Source organism: Blastococcus sp. SYSU D00813, from assembly GCF_054050735.1.
Map to the genome: position 1 here is coordinate 67,197 of NZ_JBJGZX010000019.1, position 15,295 is coordinate 82,491.

A 15,295-nucleotide genomic window follows, 5' to 3' on the forward strand; every position below is an offset into this window, starting at 1 on the left:
CTCGGACCAGGGCAGTGGCTCATGTCACGCCCATCGTGACCGGTCGGCGGCCATCGCACCAGGGCACCGGCCGTGGTCAGAGCCGTGGCGGCCGCGCGGGCAGCAGCGCCCGGGGGCTGCGCGCGCGCAGCGCACCGGCCCACAGACCGGCGCCGTAGGCGAGGTCCTCGGCCCGGCGCGCGGCCACGAACGTCAGCGGGCCCACTTGCGCGCGGTGCGGCCACCACCCGGCGAGCCCGTCGGCGACGGCCACCGCGGTCAGCAGCCGCCGGGCGTGGGGGGAGAGCGCCGCGGCCGCCGCGGCCACCGGCCAGTGGTGGCGGGTCGCCGCGCGGGCGAGCGTCCGCGCGGCCGTCGCCGTCCCGCGCAGGACCAGGCCCGCGGCCAGCCCGGCCGGCGGCCGGCCGGCCGGGACGGCGAGCCGGCGGGCCAGCCGCACCGCCTCGCCGGCGAGGACGCCGGCCGCCGCCAGCCGGCCCGGCGCCCGCCCGGCCACCGCCAGCCCGATCGCCGCGGCCGCCCAGCCCGAGACGACGACCGGGGCCACCGCCGGGCCGTGCCGCTGCGCCAGGAGGGCGGCGCCGGTGCCGTAGAAGGCGCGGCGGCGCAGCCAGGGACCGGCCGCCCCGGGGTGCTCGTGGGCCACCTCGGCCGCCGGTTCGTAGCGGACCCGCCAGCCGGCCGCGGCCAGCCGCCAGACGAGGTCGACGTCCTCGGCCACCCGCATCGTCTCGTCGAACCCCGCGCCCAGGGCCTCCCGGCGGGCCAGCAGCGCCGCGCTCGGCACGTAGGAGACCGCGGCGAGCGGGCGGACGGCGGCCGGCCGCGGCCCCATGTCCAGGGCGCTGACCGCAGCCTCGTACGCCGCCAGCCGCCCGTGCGGAGTCGCTCGAGCGCGCTTCCCGCGCTCGGGCGGCTCCGTCCCCAGGGCGACCACCCGGGGGGCCACCAGGGCCAGGCGGGGGTCGCCGAGGTGGCGGCGCAGCGGCGGGAGCCAGCCCGCCCGCGGGACGCAGTCGGAGTCGAGGAAGGCCACGAGCGGCGTGCGGGCGGCCCGCAGGCCGGTGTTCCGGGCCGCCGCCGGGCCGCGGGACACCTCGCTGCGGAGCACCTGCGCGCCCGCGGCCGCGGCGACGGCGGCCAGCGCCCCGGCGTCGGCCGAGCCGTCGTCCACCACGAGCACCGGGACGCCGGCGGTGTCGGGGTCCGCCCGCAGCGCGGCGAGCAGCCGGCGGACGCCGTCGGTGCGGTCCCGCACGGGGACGACGACGGTCACCGCCGTGCCGGGGTCGGGCAGCGCGGCGAGGTCGGGCTGCGCGACCCCGGTGTCGAGCAGCCGGCCGGCCAGGGCCGCCGCGGCCGCCCCTGCGACGACCAGGCGGTCGGCCGCCAGGAGGTCGACGGCGCGGGGCCGCAGCCGCAGCAGGCGCAGCGGCGAGCCGCCCAGCAGTGCCGTCCCGCCGTCCCGCCGGCGCACCGCCGGGTCCAGCCGGACGGCCCAGCCGTCGGGCAGCCGCCCGTCCGGCGGCGGAGGGAGCTTCAGGCCCCGCCGCCCAGCGCCTCGGCGGTGGACACGACCTCCACCAGCGGCGCGTAGCAGCCGAAGATCCGCAGGGTGTCCTCGTGCGCCTCGTCGCTGGCGCCGGCGCAGGCGTCGGACACCACCCGCACCGGGACCCCGGCGTCGGCGGCGGGCAGCACGGTGGAGAGGACGCAGCAGTCGGTGGCCACGCCGGCGACGGTGAGCGGCCCCTCGCCCACGAGGCCGGCGAGCTCCGGGCCCCACTTGCCGAACGTCGTCGCGTCGAGCACCCGGGCCGGACCGGGGTCCTCGACCAGCGCGAAGAGCGGGTGGTCGGGCGGCTGCAGCGCGAAGTCGTACTGCTCGTAGTAGGTCACCCAGGAGCCCTCGGGCTTCTCGGGGGCGACGAACCGGGTGAAGACGGCGCGCTCGCCGAACGCCTCGGCCAGCCGGCGGACGTTGGGGCGGATCTCGTCGAACCGCGGCGCCGTCCACGGCGAGTCCTGGTCGCGGAACACCTCTTGCAGGTCGACGACGACCAGCCACCCCTCGGGACGCACCGACCGAGCGTAACGAGGCTCGTGACCCGGGCGTGACCACCCGGTGGTTAGGTGAGGCTCACCTACTGAGATCCGAGGAGAGCCATGTCCCGTACCCCGCTCCGCGCGGCCGCCCTGGTGGCCACCGCCGCCCTCGTCCTCGCCGGGTGCGGGGACGACGACGCCGATGCCGGCAGCTCCTCCGGTGGCGGCGGCGGCTCGTCGTCGTCCGGCGGCGCGTTCCCCGTGACGATCGAGACCGCCTTCGGCGACGTGACGATCGAGGAGGAGCCGACCCGCGTCGTCGCCCTGGGCTGGTCCGACGCCGAGACCGCGCTCGCCCTCGGGGTGCAGCCGGTCGGCGCCAGCGACTGGCTCGCCGTCGGCGGTGACGACGGGCTGGGCGACTGGGTCGAGCAGTCCTACGACGAGGCGCCCGAGATCATCGAGACGCTCGAGCCCAGCTACGAGGCGATCGCCGCCCTGGAGCCCGACCTGATCCTCGACACCCGGTCCTCCGGGGACCAGGACCGCTACGACGCCCTCAGCGGGATCGCCCCCACCATCGGCCAGCCCGACGGCGTGGGCCCGTACCAGACCACGTGGCAGCAGCAGCTGGAGATGGTCGGGCAGGCCCTCGGGAAGGGCGACGAGGCCGCCGCGCTGCAGGACGAGGTCGAGCAGGCCTTCGCCGACGCCGCCGCCGAGCACCCGGAGTTCGCCGGCACCGAGGTCGCCGTCGGCGCCTTCACCTCCGAGGGCTTCGGCGCCTACGTCAGCGGCGACTCCCGCGTGCAGTTCATGGAGCAGCTCGGCTTCGTGAACAAGGAGGAGATCGAGTCCCAGGCCACGGAGAACTTCTTCGTGCCGGTCAGCGAGGAGCAGCTCTCGCTGCTGGACGCCGAGCTCACCGTCGTCTTCCCGATCTTCGTGGAGGCCTCGGAGTTCACCTCGAACCCGCTGTGGAACGCCCTGCCGTCGGTGCAGGAGGGCCGCGCCGTCGTCCTGGAGGACCTGACGCTGCTCAACGCCTTCTCCAGCGCCTCGGCCCCCGGGCTGCTGTACGCGCTCGACGGCACCGTCCCGCTGTTCGCCGACGCGCTCGCCGGCTGAGCGCCGGACCCGGCCGGGCGGCTCAGTCCCTGAGCCGCCCGGCCGGGTCCACCCGCCAGGCCGCGGCCGCGGCGACCAGCCGGTCGGCCATCCCCGCCAGCAGCTCGGCGCCCTCCTCGGCGCTCGCGCCCGCCGGGTCGCCGAGGACGCCGTTCCCGCTCACCGCCCGCACACCCTCGGCGCGCAGCCGGGGCAGCAGCTCGCCGATCGGTGTCGTGTCGCCCGCCTCGGCCCGCTCGCCCCGCACCCACCCGGGTTCCACGTGCAACACCAGCGACGTCTCGGTCCGCCCGGCGTGGGCGTCCCCGCCGGGCACCCCGCAGGGCCACCACGCGACGTCGCGCCCCTCCGTCCGCAGCAGCGTGCCCGCCGCCCGCAGCGCGTCGAGGTTGCCGCCGTTGCCGTTGACCAGCAGCACCCGGCCGGCCCAGCGGCACGCCGAGCGCCCGTACTCCACGAGCAGCCCGGTGAGCGCCTCCGTGCCCAGCGACACGGTGCCGGGGAAGTCCTCGTGCTCGCCGCTGGCCCCGTAGGCCAGCGCCGGGGCCAGCAGCGCCGACTCGATCCGGTCGACGGCGGCGTCGGCGACCGCGCCGGCCACGGCGGTGTCGGTGATCAGCGGCAGGTGCGGGCCGTGCTGCTCCACGGCCCCCAGCGGCACGAGCAGCAGCGCCGACTCGGGGAGGTCCGGCCAGGTGGCGGCGGCGAGGGAGCGCACCACCAGAGGCTAGTGAGGCCCCGTCCCGAGGCTCGTGCCGAGCCTGCGCAGCGCGGGGAGGACGGGGTCCTCCCTCAGTGGGCGACGACGAGCGCGTCCTCGTCGTCGTCGCTCGGGTCGGGCAGCTCCCACGGCCGCACCAGCCAGACGAGGACGGCGAGCGACAGCGCCAGCGCCGCCACCACGATCACGCCCATCGCCAGCGCGTCGTTGCCGAGGACGCCGACCAGCGGGGCGACCGCGGCGCCGACCACGAACTGCACGGCGCCCAGCAGCGCGGCCGCGGTCCCGGCGGCCTCGCCGTGCCGGGAGAGCGCCAGGGCCGGGGCGTTGGGCAGCCCCAGCCCGGCGGCGAAGAGCACGGCCCACATCGGCAGGGCGACCGCCCAGATGCTGCCGGTGTCGGCCACCGCGAGGCCGACGAGCACCAGCCCCGCGAGCGCCCCGCCGATCGTCGAGGCCAGCAGCACCTGCCCGGTCGCCCACCGCTTCAGGAGCACCGGGTTGAGCTGCGTGGCGACGATGAGCCAGATCGCGCCGGCGCCGAACAGCAGCCCGAACTCCTGCTCGTCGAGGCCGAACTGGTCCTGGTAGACGAAGGCGGCGCCGGAGACGTAGCTGAAGAGCCCGGCGATCACCAGGCCGCCGACGAGCACCAGCCCGACGAACACGCGGTCACCGAACAGGTCGCGGTAGCTGCGCAGCGTGCTCCGGACGCCGACGGGCACCCGCCGCGCCGGGGGCAGGGTCTCGCGCAGCGCGAACCAGCCCATGACCAGGAGCAGCGCTCCGAACACCGCGAGGACCAGGAACACCCCGCGCCAGGAGGTGAAGCGCAGCACCTCGCCGCCCAGCGTCGGCGCCAGGACCGGGAACGCCCCGATCACGAGCATGATCCGCGAGATCATCGTGGCCGCCGCCCGGCCGTCGTAGAGGTCCCGGATCACCGCCATCGCCACGACCATGCCGGCGGCGGTGCCCACGCCCTGGAGCAGGCGCAGGGTGCCGAGGACGGCGACGTTCGGCGCGACGAGCACCAGCAGCGAGGCGACGACGTGCAGCGCGGTGCCCAGCAGCAGCGGGTTGCGCCGGCCGACGGCGTCCGACAGCGGGCCGATGACGATCTGCCCCAGCCCCATCCCGACCAGCGTGCCGGTCAGCGTGAGCTGAGCGGCCGACGACGTCGTCATCAGGTCGTCGGCGACCGTCGGGAGGGCGGGCAGGTACATGTCGATGGTGAGCGGCCCGAGCGCCACGAACGCACCGAGGGTGAGCGCGGTGCGGGCCATGCCCGGCGGAGCGGGGGCGGCACCGGCGGGTGCCGGCGCGCCCGCCTCGGCGGCGGCCTCCGGGCGGTCGTGCGTCGTCGTCACGGGGGTGCTCCTGTGTCCGGGTCGCTTCCCGGCAGCACGCCACCGGCTCGTCAGGGCCCAAGTGGGCGGGCCGCCCCGGCATTCCCGGTCCCCGCGCGTCGGTGCGCCGGTTCTCGTATGCCTTTCGGTTTCCCCGTCTCTGTATCAGAGGCGGGCCCGGGTGTCACGCGACGGCCCGCCGGGCAGGGGGAGGGGACGCCAACCACCGGAGGACGGGCATGAGCACCGAGGACACCCGCAAGGTCGCCGAACTCATCAAGGGGGAGCGCTTCGGCTTCCTCACCACGACGACGCCGACCGGCACGCTGACCAGCCGGCCGATGACGCTGCAGGAGGTCGAGTTCGACGGCGACCTGTGGTTCTTCGCCGAGCGCAGCGCCGACTGGATCGACCACATCCGCAGCTCGCCGCAGGTCAACGTGGGCGTCGGCTCGGGCGGCACCTGGGTCTCGCTGACCGGCTCGGCGAGCGTGGTCGACGACGTGGCGAAGAAGAAGGAGCTGTGGAACGGCGGCGTCGAGGCGTGGCTGCCCCAGGGCCCCGAGGACCCCTCCGTCGTCCTCGTGAAGGTCGACGGCGACACCGCCGAGTACTGGGACAGCCCCGGCGGCCGCCTGGCCACCGCCTTCAGCTTCGTGAAGGCCAAGGCGACCGGTCAGCGCATCGACTCCGGCGAGAACGAGGTCGTCGACCTGTGAGGGCTCACTTCACCGTGTAGCCGGCGTCCACGGGCAGGGTGACGCCGGTGATGTAGCGCGCCTCGTCGGAGACGAGGAACAGCACCGCGTTGCTGATGTCCCGTGGCTCCACCCACGGCACGGGCAGGGCGTTGGTCGACCGGAAGACCGGCTCGGCGCCCTCCCGTGTCGGGTTCGGGTTCTCCGGGTCGAACAGGCCCCACGTCTTCGGGTTCTGGATCATCTGCGTGTCGACGCCGGTCGGGTGCACCGAGTTCACCCGGATCGACTGCGGCGCGAACTCGTTGGCCAGCGTCCGCATGATGCCGACGACGCCGTGCTTGGCCGCGGTGTAGTGGATGGTGTTCGGCGTCCCCTTGAGGCCGGCGGTCGAGCTGGTGATCACGATGGAGCCGCCGCGCTCGAGCAGGTGGGGCAACGCGGCCCGGCAGGTGTTCCACACGCCGGTCAGGTTGACGTCGATCATCTCCCGCCAGGCGTCGTCGGTGAGCTCGAGCGCCGGCTGGATCTCGAAGACGCCCGCGTTGGCCAGCACGATGTCGAGCCGGCCGAGCTGTGCGACGCCGTCCTCGACCGCCGCCTCCAGCGCCGCCCGGTCCCGGACGTCGGCCTTCGTCGCGACGATCCGCCGGTCGAGCGCCTCGACCTGCCGGACGGTCTCGGCGAGGTCCTCCTCGGTGGCCGGCGGGTACATCTCGATCGAGGGCACGGGACCGCACAGGTCCACCGCGATGACGTCGGCGCCCTCCTCGGCCAGCCGCAGTGCGTGGCTGCGCCCCTGCCCCCGCGCCGCCCCCGTGATGAACGCGACCTTGCCCGCCACCCGTCCGGCCATGCCGTCCCCCTACTTCGCCGTGAAGCCCGCGTCGACCGGCAGGGTCACGCCGGTGACGTACCGCGCGTCGTCGCTGACCAGCCAGACGATCGCGTTGCTGATGTCGACCGCCTCGATCATCTCGACGGGCAGGAGGTTGGCCATCGCGCCGGCGATGGTCGGGTCCTCCTCCAGCCACTTCTGCATGAAGTCGTTGACGACCATGGGGGTGTTGACCCCCGTGGGGTGCACCGAGTTCACCCGGATCCGGTGCTGGGCCAGCGTGTTGGCGAACGACCGCATCAGCCCGACGACGCCGTGCTTGGCCGCGGTGTAGCCCTGCCCGCCGGGCGAGTCGCCGCCGATGCCCTTGAGCCCGGCCGTGGAGCTGGTGATCACGATCGCCCCGCCGTCACCCTGCTCGACCATGACCGGCGTGGTGGCGCGCAGGGTGTTCCAGACGCCGGTGAGGTTGACGTCGACGACGTCGGCGAACTCCTGCGCCGCGTTGCCCTCCCCGCCCATGGGGGCGATGCCGGCGTTGGCCAGCACGATGTCCAGGCGGCCGAGCTCGGCGACGCCGTCCTGCACCGCGCGCTCGAGCGCCGCGAGGTCGCGGACGTCGGCGACGCTCGCGACGATCCGCCGGTCGAGGGCCTCGACCTCCTGCACGGTCTGGTCCAGGTCCTCCCGCGTGGCCATCGGGTAGGGGACGGTGTCGATCTGGGCGCACAGGTCGACGGCGATGACGTCGGCACCCTCCTGCGCGAGCCGGACCGCGTGGCTGCGCCCCTGACCGCGGGCGGCTCCGGTGATGAACGCGACCTTGCCCTCGAGCTTGCCCACGGCACCCCCTGGCGTCCGATGATCGTGACCCGGGTCACAACCTATGACGGCGGAGGGGCCCCTCGCCAGCCGGCCGTCGAGCGACCTCCCAGCCGGCTCCCAGCGGCCGCCGAGCCGTTCACCAGCGACGGCGCCCACATTCGGGGCACGCCCACAGGAGGTGCCCCGTGCTGATCGTCGCCGTGCTCGTCGCGCTGCTGCTCACCATGACCCTGGCCGACCTGGCCCCGGACCTGCTGCCGGAGGAGGACCGCCGCCGGGTGGCGCCGCTGCACTGAGCCGCGCCACCCGGGAGCGACCTCAGGACATGCCCGCCAGGGGGGACTCGTCGCAGATCTTCGCCGGGATCGACGGGATGCCCAGCAGCGTGGGCTGACCGCGCACCGGGCCGGTGTGCGAGTGGTCGAGGTGGCTCTTCGGCTTGACCGTGTCCTCGTCGCGGGCGGCCAGAAGGCCCTCGGCGTGGCCCTGGACGCACTCGGGGTCGGGCCCGTCGAGCGGCAGGCCGGTGAAGAACTTGGCCGCCATGCAGCCGCCGCGGCAGGCGTCGAAGTGCGCGCACTTCGTGCACGCGCCGCCGGTCTGCGGCGAACGCAGCTCCTGGAACAGGTCCGAGGTCTGCCAGACCCGCTGGAAGCCGCCCTCGTCCCGCACGTTCCCCGCGAGGAAGTTCTCGTGGATGGCGAACGGGCAGGCGTAGACGTCGCCGACCGGGTCGATCAGGCAGACCACGCGCCCGGCCCCGCACAGGTTCAGACCCGGCAGCGCCTGCCCGTAGGCCGACAGGTGGAAGAACGAGTCGCCGGTGAGCACGCGGTCGCCGTTGGCGAGCAGCCACGAGTACAGCTCGCGCTGCTGGGCCTGGGTGGGGTGCAGGGTGTCCCAGACGTCGGCGCCACGGCCCGACGGGCGCAGCCGCGTGATCCGCAGCTGGGCGCCGTAGCGGTCGGTCAGCGCCTTGAACTCGTCGAGCTGGCCGGCGTTCTCGCGGGTGACGACGACCGAGACCTTGAAGTCCTTCATCCCGGCCTCGGCGAGGTTCTCCAGGGCGCGGGTGGCGGTGGCGAACGAGCCGGTGCCGCGGACGCGGTCGTTCACCTCGGCGGTGGCGCCGTCCAGGGAGATCTGCACGTCGACGTAGTCGGTGGCGGCGAGCTGGGCGGCGCGGGCCCTGTCCAGCTTCACGCCGTTGGTCGAGAACTTCACGCCGACCTGGTGGTCGATCGCGTAGTCGAGCAGGTGCCAGAAGTCGGGCCGGACGGTGGGCTCGCCGCCGCCGACGTTGACGTAGAAGACCTGCATCCGCTGCAGCTCGTCGATGACGCCCTCGGCCTCGGCGGTGCTGAGCTCGCGGGGGTCGCGCCGGCCGGAGGACGACAGGCAGTGCACGCACGCCAGGTTGCAGGCGTAGGTGAGCTCCCAGGTCAGGCAGATCGGCGCGTCGAGGCCGTACTCGAACTGGTCGACCAGGCGGCCGCCGGTCGGGCGTTCCACGGCAGGACGGGACGGGAGGACGGCGGTCATGCGGGCAGCTCCCTGCGTTCGATCATCTGCGAGCGGGCGAGGTCGGACAGCGCCTTCACGTAGGCGGGGCGCTGGGCCTCGGGCACCGCGCAGGCGGCGAGCGTGGCGGACACGCTCGGGTGGTGCTCCAGCGCCTCGACGACGCTGACCAGCAGCTTCGACTTCAGGAACGACAGCTTGCGGTTCCCGAAGTGGTAGACCAGCGCCCCGAAGGGCTCCGGGCGCATCGCCACCGACCGGGCCCGCTGCCACGGCAGCTCCGGGTCGAACAGGGACTCACCCACGACAGCGGGCTCGGCGGTGGTCACTGGCCGGCTCAGTAGACGCCGCACATCCCGTCGATGGAGACCTCCTCGACGAGGGTCTCCTCGACCAGCGCCTCCTCGGCGGCGGCCGTGGTCTCGGTCTCGGTGCTGACGGTGGCCTGCTCGGGCATGACGCCTCCTCGGGTGGGTGACCTGGGTCGCCTCCGGACGCTAGTGACACCGGGTGCCACAGGCAACCGGGTGAACCGGGGCGGCGGTCGTTCCGGCGGTGGACGGGCCGGTACAGGATGGAGGGGTGACCGCCGTCCCGGCCGGCCTGCGCGCCGACACCCGCGCGCGCCTGGAGCAGGTCGCGCTGGAGCTCTTCACCGCCGAGGGCTTCGAGCGGGTGACCGCCGACGAGATAGCCGAGGCGGCCGGGATCAGCCGGCGCACCTTCTTCCGCTGGTTCCCCACCAAGGCCGACGCCGTGTGGGGGGACTTCGCCGGGCACGTCGCCCGGCTGGAGGCCCGGCTGGCCGCGACCGCCCCGGAGCAGCCGGTGCTGGCCTCCATCTGCGCGGCCTACCTGGAGGCCAACGACTACCCGCCGGACCAGCTGCCGGTGCTGCGCCAGCGGATGCGGCTGATCCTCGGCGAGCCGGCCCTGCTGGCCCACTCGCAGCTGCGCTACGCCGACGTCGACCGGGTCGTGGCCGCGCACGTCGCCCGCCGCACCGGCGTCGACCCCGGTGACCTGGTGCCCCGGCTGGTCGCCACCAGCACGCGGGCGGCGGCGACGACGGCCTTCGAGGTGTGGCTGGCCGGCGGCACCCCGCTCGCCGACGGCCTGCGCCGCGCCTTCGACGAGCTCTCCGCCGGCTTCCCCGCCCTGCTGAGCACCGGCCGCTAGGCCCGCAGCAGCTCCGCCAGGCCGGCGAGCAGGCGGTCGACGTCCTCGTCGTCGGTGTACGGGGCCATGCCGACGCGCAGGCCGCCGGTGTCGCCCAGGCCCAGCCGGCGGGAGGGCTCGACCGCGTAGAACGAGCCGGCCGGGGCGTTGACGTCCCGCTCGGCCAGGCCGCGCGACAGCTCCGCGGCCGGGTGGCCCTCGGCGGTGAGCAGCAGGGTCGGGGTCCGGTGCCGGGCCCGCGACCACAGCGTGACGCCGGGCAGCTGGGCGAGCGCCTCCTCGGCGCGCACGCGCAGCCGGTCCTCGTGCTCCTCGACGGCGGCCAGCCCGGCCAGGAGCCGGGCCCGCCGGTCGCCCTCGGGGCCGCCGAGACCGGCGAGGAAGTCGACCGCCGCCGTCGTCCCGGCCAGCAGCTCGTAGGGCAGCGTGCCCAGCTCGAAGCGCTCGGGGACGGCGTCGGTCGAGGGCAGCAGCTTGTCCGGGTGCAGCGTCTCCAGCAGCTCCGGCGCGGCGACCACGCAGCCCAGGTGCGGGCCGAGGAACTTGTACGGCGAGCAGGCGAAGAGGTCGGCGCCGAGCGCGGCGACGTCCACCGGCGCGTGCGCGGTGAGGTGGACGCCGTCCACGTACGCGAGGGCGCCGGCCCGGTGGGCGAGCGCGGTGATCGCCGGGACGTCGGGCCGCGTGCCGATCAGGTTCGACGCGCCGGTCACCGCGACCACCCGGGTGCGGTCGGAGACGACGGCGGCGACGGCGTCCGCCTCCAGCTCCCCGGTGGCCGGGTCCAGGTCGGCCCAGCGGACCGTGGCGCCGCGCGCGGCGGCGGCCTGCACCCACGGCCGGACGTTGGCGTCGTGGTCGAGCCGGGTCACCACGACCTCGTCGCCCGGGCCCCAGGAGGCGGCCAGCGTGCGGGAGAGGTCGTAGGTCAGCTGCGTCATGCTGCGGCCGAAGACGACACCCCGCGGGTCGCCGCCCACCAGGTCGGCGACGGCGGCCCGGGCCGCGAGCACGACGTTGTCGGCGTTGCGCTCGGCCCGGGTGAGCCGGCCGCGGTTGGCGATCGGGCTGGTCAGCGTGGCCGCCACCGCCTCGGCCACCGGCAGCGGCACCTGCGAGCCGCCCGGACCGTCGAAGTGCGCGGCGCCGGAGCGCAGCGCGGGGAAGGCGGACCGGACGGCGGCGACGTCGTAGCTCACCCGCCCAGCATGGCCACTCACGACCGGGACGCGCCTGCGAGGATCCGGCCGTGGACTCCCTGACCCACTCCGGCTCCGTCGTCGTCGCCACCTCGCCGGAGGCGTTGTACGACCTCGTGTCGGACGTGACCCGGACCGGCGAGTGGAGCCCCGTCTGCCGCGCCTGCTGGTGGGACGAGGGCTGGCAGGGCGACGACGGCCGGCCGCGGGTCGGTGCGTGGTTCACCGGCCGCAACGAGGTGCCGGGCCGTACGTGGGAGACCCGCAGCCAGGTGGTGGCGGCCGACCGCGGCCGGGAGTTCGCCTGGCTGGTGGGCGGCCGGCTGGTGCGCTGGTCGTTCACCTTCGAGCCGGTCGAGGGCGGCACCCGGCTGACCGAGTCGTGGGAGTTCCTGCCGGCCGGCCGGGAGCTGTTCGCCGAGCGCTACGGCGACGGCGCCGCGGCCCAGGTCGAGGACCGCACGCGCGCCGCGCACGAGGGCATCCCCGCGACGCTGGCGGCCGTCAAGCGCATCGCCGAGGGCTGACGCCGGCGCCGTCCCCCCGCCGGCGCCGTCCCCCGCCGGCGTCGCCGCCCGGCACCGCCGCGGGACGGAGGCCGGTGCCGCGCTGCAGCCCGGCACCGGGGACCGCGACGCGGCGGTGCCGCGCTGTGGGAGGGGACCCGGCGGGACCGCCGCCCGGCCGTCAGGTGCCGGCGACGTTGCCCAGGCCACCGCCGCCGGCGAACTCGCCCGCCAGCTTCATCGGGTCCAGGCCCAGCTCGCCGAGGACGCCGCTGTGCTCGTGCAGGTCCACGGAGTCGGGGAGCTCGCGGTCGGCGCGCTCGGCCGCGGCGTCGTCGCCGCGGGTGCGGAGGAGGTCCACGATCTGGGACTTGTCGGTCTGCATGGGCCGGCCCGTACCCCGGGGGGACGCCCGCACCCGCGCCCGCGGGGCACAGTCGTACCCGGTCAGCGGGCGGAGCGGACCACCCGGTCGGGCCGGACGACGACCGAGCGCGCCCCGCCCAGCCACGCGGTGAGCGCGCCGTCGACGTCGGCGACCTCGGTCCGCCGACCGCCGGCGTGCACCACCAGCCCGCCGCCGGCCCGCGTCAGCGTGGCGGTCCCGGCGCCGAGGACGTCGTCCACCGGGCAGGTCCGCCCGGCCACCGCCACCCGGGCGCGGGGCAGCAGCGTGCCGGCCAGCCGGCGCCCGGCCCGGCCGGCGCGCTCGACCAGCGGCCCCGGGCGCAGGGGCGGGGTGCGGCTGTCGGTGGCGAACGCGGCCACCGCGGGCACGTGGTCGACCCCGGCGAGCACCGCGCGGCGCACCGCGTCGGCGCTCCGCCCACCCCCGGTCATCAGGGCGCCGACCAGCACGGCCAGCCGCACGAGCGCCCGCGCGTGGGGGGCCCGCTCGGCCTCGTGGGTGTCGAGCAGGGCGTCGTCCTCCCCGGCGAGGACGGCGGCGAGCTTCCACGTGACCTGGTGGACGTCGCGCAGGCCCAGGCCCAGGCCCTGCCCGATGAACGGCGGGGTGAGGTGGGCGGCGTCGCCGGCCAGGAGCACCCGGCCGGCGCGCCAGCGGTCGGCGACCTGGGCGCGGTAGACGTACTCGGCGGTGCGCACGACCTCGGCCCGGTGTGCCCCGAAGGGCGCGAGGAGCCCGCGCAGCGGCAGGTCGGCGCCGGTCTCCCCCGGGCGCAGCCGCGCCTCGAAGCGGTAGCGGTCGCCGGCCACCGGCATGAACGTCGCGGCCCGGTGCGGGTCGCACACCTGGTGCACCCCCGGCCACACCGGCAGCGGGTCGGGCGCGCGCAGGTCGGCGACCAGCCAGCGGTCGGAGCGGCCGAGGGCGCGCATCCGCCCGCCGATCAGCCGGCGCACCGTGCTGCCGGCGCCGTCGCAGCCCAGCACCGCCGCGGCCGGGACGGACCGGTCCGCCACCGCCACGTCCACGCCGCCGGCCCGCGGCCGCAGCCCGGTGACCTCCGCCCCGGTCTCCACCCGGACCAGCGGCTCCCGGTCGACCGCCGCGCGCAGGAGCGCCTCGAGGTCGGGCTGGTGGAACATCGACGCCTGCGGCCACCCGTGGCGGCCGGCCCGCGGGTCGCGGCCGAACTCGGCCAGCACCCGGGCGCTCGCGTCGAGCAGCCGCAGGCCCGGCGCCGGGCGGCTGACCGCCAGGAACTCGTCGGCCACCCCGGCGTCGGCCAGCGCGCGCAGCGCCTCGTCGTCGAGGTGGACCGCCCGCGGTCCGCCGTAGGGGGCCGCGTGCCGCTCGAGGACGAGCACCGGCACTCCGCGGCGGGCCAGCAGCAGCGCCGCCGTCAGCCCGACCGGCCCGGCGCCGACCACGACCACGGGGGCGCCGGACACGACGGCCAGTCTGCGCAACGCTGCACGACGTTGCAGCGCCGGTGCCTGCGGTTGACGCGGCCCGGCGGCCTCCCGAGGCTGGGCCCGGCGCGCCGACCGCGGCGGCCAGGGCGCCCGCCGACGGCGACGGGCCGGGGAGAGGACGACTGCGTGAAGACCAAGGGTGCGGTGCTGTGGGGCGTGGGCGAGGAGTGGTCGGTCGAGGAGATCGAGCTGGGTGACCCCAAGGAGGGCGAGGTCCAGGTCCAGCTCGCCGCCTCGGGCCTGTGCCACAGCGACGAGCACCTGGTCACCGGCGGCACGCCGGTCGCCTTCTACCCGGTGATCGGGGGCCACGAGGGCTCCGGCGTGGTCACCAAGGTCGGCCCCGGGGTGACGGGGCTGGCCGAGGGCGACCACGTCGTCACCGCGTTCATCCCCGCCTGCGGGCAGTGCCCGCCGTGCTCGAAGGGGATGCAGAACCTCTGCGACCTGGGCGCCAACCTGCTCGCCGGGACGTCGATCTCCGACGGCAGCTACCGCGTCCGGGCCCGCGGCAAGGACGTCATCCCGATGTGCCTGCTCGGCACCTTCTCCCCCTACATCACGGTGCACCAGGCCTCGGTGGTGAAGATCGAGCCCGACATCCCGCTGGAGGTCGCCGCGCTGGTCGGCTGCGGCGTGACCACCGGCTGGGGCTCGGCGACCAAGGTGGCCGACGTCCGGCCCGGCGAGAACGTCGTCGTCATGGGCGTGGGCGGCGTCGGCATGAACGCCGTCCAGGGGGCGGCCGCGGCCGGCGCCAAGCGGGTCATCGCCATCGACCCCGTGGCGCAGAAGCGCGAGTGGGCCATGGAGATGGGCGCCACCCACGCCTTCGCCAGCATCGAGGAGGCCACCGAGCCGATCAACGAGCTGACCTGGGGCCGGATGGCCGAGAAGACGATCATCACCGTCGGCGACATCCAGGGCGAGGACATCGCCGCGGCGCTCAGCGTGACCGGCAAGGGCGGCCGCGCCGTCGTCACCGGCATGGGCAACGCCGCCAACGTCGACGTCAAGCTCAGCTTGTTCGAGCTGACCCTGCTGCAGAAGGACCTGCAGGGCGCGATCTTCGGCGGGCTCGCGCCGCGGGCGGCGATCCCCGAGCTGCTCTCGCTCTACCAGGAGGGGCAGCTCAAGCTCGACGACCTGGTGACCACCCGGTACTCCCTGGAGGAGGTCAACCAGGGCTACCAGGACATGCGCGACGGCAAGAACATCCGCGGGATGATCGTCTACACCGACGCCGACCGCTGACGCCCGTGTCGGAGTGGGGGGGGGGGGGGGGGGGGGGGGGGGGGGGGGGCGGGGGGGGGGGGGGGGGGGGGGGGGGGGGGGGGGGGGGGCGGGGGGGGGGGGGGGGGGGGGGGGGGGGGGGGGGGGGGGGGGGGGGGGGGGGGGGGGGGG

The 15,295-nt window shown here is 76.0% G+C and carries 17 protein-coding genes; 5 read left to right on the forward strand and 12 right to left on the reverse strand.

Going from position 1 to position 15,295, the window contains the following annotated elements; genetic code table 11:
• Window positions 1-76: 76 nt before the first annotated feature.
• Both mftF and ACI8AX_RS14470 read right to left on the reverse strand, forming a co-directional pair.
• On the reverse strand, window positions 77-1,477 hold the full coding sequence (gene mftF / locus ACI8AX_RS14465) for a mycofactocin biosynthesis glycosyltransferase MftF (RefSeq protein ID WP_456550523.1): 1,401 nt from the start codon (window positions 1,475-1,477) through the stop codon (window positions 77-79).
• A 62-nt stretch (window positions 1,478-1,539) separates the two neighbouring features.
• The gene (locus ACI8AX_RS14470; protein ID WP_456550524.1) at window positions 1,540-2,082 is read right to left on the reverse strand and encodes a cysteine hydrolase family protein; all 543 of its coding nucleotides are present in this window, start codon (window positions 2,080-2,082) and stop codon (window positions 1,540-1,542) included.
• An 84-nt stretch (window positions 2,083-2,166) separates the two neighbouring features.
• Here ACI8AX_RS14470 and ACI8AX_RS14475 point away from each other — a divergent pair, with 84 nt between their 5' ends.
• Window positions 2,167-3,174: an iron-siderophore ABC transporter substrate-binding protein gene (locus ACI8AX_RS14475; protein ID WP_456550525.1), complete on the forward strand. Its 1,008-nt coding sequence runs from the start codon at window positions 2,167-2,169 to the stop codon at window positions 3,172-3,174.
• Between the two features lie 22 nt (window positions 3,175-3,196).
• On the opposite strand, the gene mftE is transcribed toward ACI8AX_RS14475, so the two are convergent.
• Window positions 3,197-3,892 carry a mycofactocin biosynthesis peptidyl-dipeptidase MftE gene (gene mftE / locus ACI8AX_RS14480; RefSeq protein WP_456550526.1) on the reverse strand — a complete coding sequence of 232 codons (696 nt, stop codon included), beginning with the start codon at window positions 3,890-3,892 and terminating at the stop codon, window positions 3,197-3,199.
• Between the two features lie 74 nt (window positions 3,893-3,966).
• Window positions 3,967-5,265 (reverse strand): multidrug effflux MFS transporter, encoded by a 1,299-nt coding sequence (locus tag ACI8AX_RS14485; protein ID WP_456550527.1) that lies wholly within the window; start codon window positions 5,263-5,265, stop codon window positions 3,967-3,969.
• Window positions 5,266-5,483: 218 nt separating this feature from the next.
• Here ACI8AX_RS14485 and ACI8AX_RS14490 point away from each other — a divergent pair, with 218 nt between their 5' ends.
• Entirely contained in the window at window positions 5,484-5,963 is a 480-nt protein-coding gene (locus tag ACI8AX_RS14490) for a pyridoxamine 5'-phosphate oxidase family protein (RefSeq protein ID WP_456550528.1), read from the forward strand.
• Between the two features lie 4 nt (window positions 5,964-5,967).
• Here the strand turns inward: ACI8AX_RS14490 and ACI8AX_RS14495 are convergent, their stop codons facing one another.
• From ACI8AX_RS14495 to mftA, 5 genes are all read right to left on the reverse strand, one after another.
• Window positions 5,968-6,798: a mycofactocin-coupled SDR family oxidoreductase gene (locus ACI8AX_RS14495; protein ID WP_456550529.1), complete on the reverse strand. Its 831-nt coding sequence runs from the start codon at window positions 6,796-6,798 to the stop codon at window positions 5,968-5,970.
• Window positions 6,799-6,807: 9 nt separating this feature from the next.
• Complete coding sequence (locus ACI8AX_RS14500; RefSeq protein ID WP_456550530.1) at window positions 6,808-7,623, reverse strand: mycofactocin-coupled SDR family oxidoreductase; 816 nt, start codon at window positions 7,621-7,623, stop codon at window positions 6,808-6,810.
• Between the two features lie 300 nt (window positions 7,624-7,923).
• Window positions 7,924-9,117 carry a mycofactocin radical SAM maturase gene (gene mftC, locus ACI8AX_RS14505; RefSeq protein ID WP_456550531.1) on the reverse strand — a complete coding sequence of 398 codons (1,194 nt, stop codon included), beginning with the start codon at window positions 9,115-9,117 and terminating at the stop codon, window positions 7,924-7,926.
• Between the two features lie 26 nt (window positions 9,118-9,143).
• The gene (gene mftB / locus ACI8AX_RS14510; RefSeq protein WP_456550532.1) at window positions 9,144-9,431 is read right to left on the reverse strand and encodes a mycofactocin biosynthesis chaperone MftB; all 288 of its coding nucleotides are present in this window, start codon (window positions 9,429-9,431) and stop codon (window positions 9,144-9,146) included.
• A gap of 32 nt (window positions 9,432-9,463) precedes the next feature.
• On the reverse strand, window positions 9,464-9,583 hold the full coding sequence (gene mftA / locus ACI8AX_RS14515; protein ID WP_456550533.1) for a mycofactocin precursor MftA: 120 nt from the start codon (window positions 9,581-9,583) through the stop codon (window positions 9,464-9,466).
• 125 nt (window positions 9,584-9,708) lie between these two features.
• Between mftA and mftR the strand changes: the two genes are divergently transcribed.
• Complete coding sequence (mftR, locus tag ACI8AX_RS14520) at window positions 9,709-10,305, forward strand: mycofactocin system transcriptional regulator (RefSeq protein ID WP_456550534.1); 597 nt, start codon at window positions 9,709-9,711, stop codon at window positions 10,303-10,305.
• Here the strand turns inward: mftR and ACI8AX_RS14525 are convergent.
• A complete protein-coding gene (locus tag ACI8AX_RS14525; protein ID WP_456550535.1) occupies window positions 10,302-11,504 on the reverse strand; it encodes a cysteine desulfurase-like protein in 1,203 nt (400 codons plus the stop codon). The genes mftR and ACI8AX_RS14525 overlap by 4 nt on opposite strands.
• 50 nt (window positions 11,505-11,554) lie before the next feature.
• Here ACI8AX_RS14525 and ACI8AX_RS14530 point away from each other — a divergent pair, with 50 nt between their 5' ends.
• Window positions 11,555-12,031 carry an SRPBCC family protein gene (locus ACI8AX_RS14530; protein WP_456550536.1) on the forward strand — a complete coding sequence of 159 codons (477 nt, stop codon included), beginning with the start codon at window positions 11,555-11,557 and terminating at the stop codon, window positions 12,029-12,031.
• Window positions 12,032-12,191: 160 nt separating this feature from the next.
• On the opposite strand, the gene ACI8AX_RS14535 is transcribed toward ACI8AX_RS14530, so the two are convergent.
• Together ACI8AX_RS14535 and ACI8AX_RS14540 are read right to left on the reverse strand one after the other, a co-directional pair.
• Complete coding sequence (locus tag ACI8AX_RS14535) at window positions 12,192-12,395, reverse strand: hypothetical protein (protein WP_456550537.1); 204 nt, start codon at window positions 12,393-12,395, stop codon at window positions 12,192-12,194.
• Window positions 12,396-12,457: 62 nt separating this feature from the next.
• The gene (locus tag ACI8AX_RS14540) at window positions 12,458-13,867 is read right to left on the reverse strand and encodes a bifunctional 3-(3-hydroxy-phenyl)propionate/3-hydroxycinnamic acid hydroxylase (protein ID WP_456550538.1); all 1,410 of its coding nucleotides are present in this window, start codon (window positions 13,865-13,867) and stop codon (window positions 12,458-12,460) included.
• A 150-nt stretch (window positions 13,868-14,017) separates the two neighbouring features.
• Here ACI8AX_RS14540 and ACI8AX_RS14545 point away from each other — a divergent pair, with 150 nt between their 5' ends.
• Window positions 14,018-15,145, forward strand: coding sequence for an NDMA-dependent alcohol dehydrogenase (locus tag ACI8AX_RS14545; protein WP_456550539.1), 1,128 nt, complete (start codon window positions 14,018-14,020; stop codon window positions 15,143-15,145).
• Window positions 15,146-15,295 lie beyond the last annotated feature (150 nt).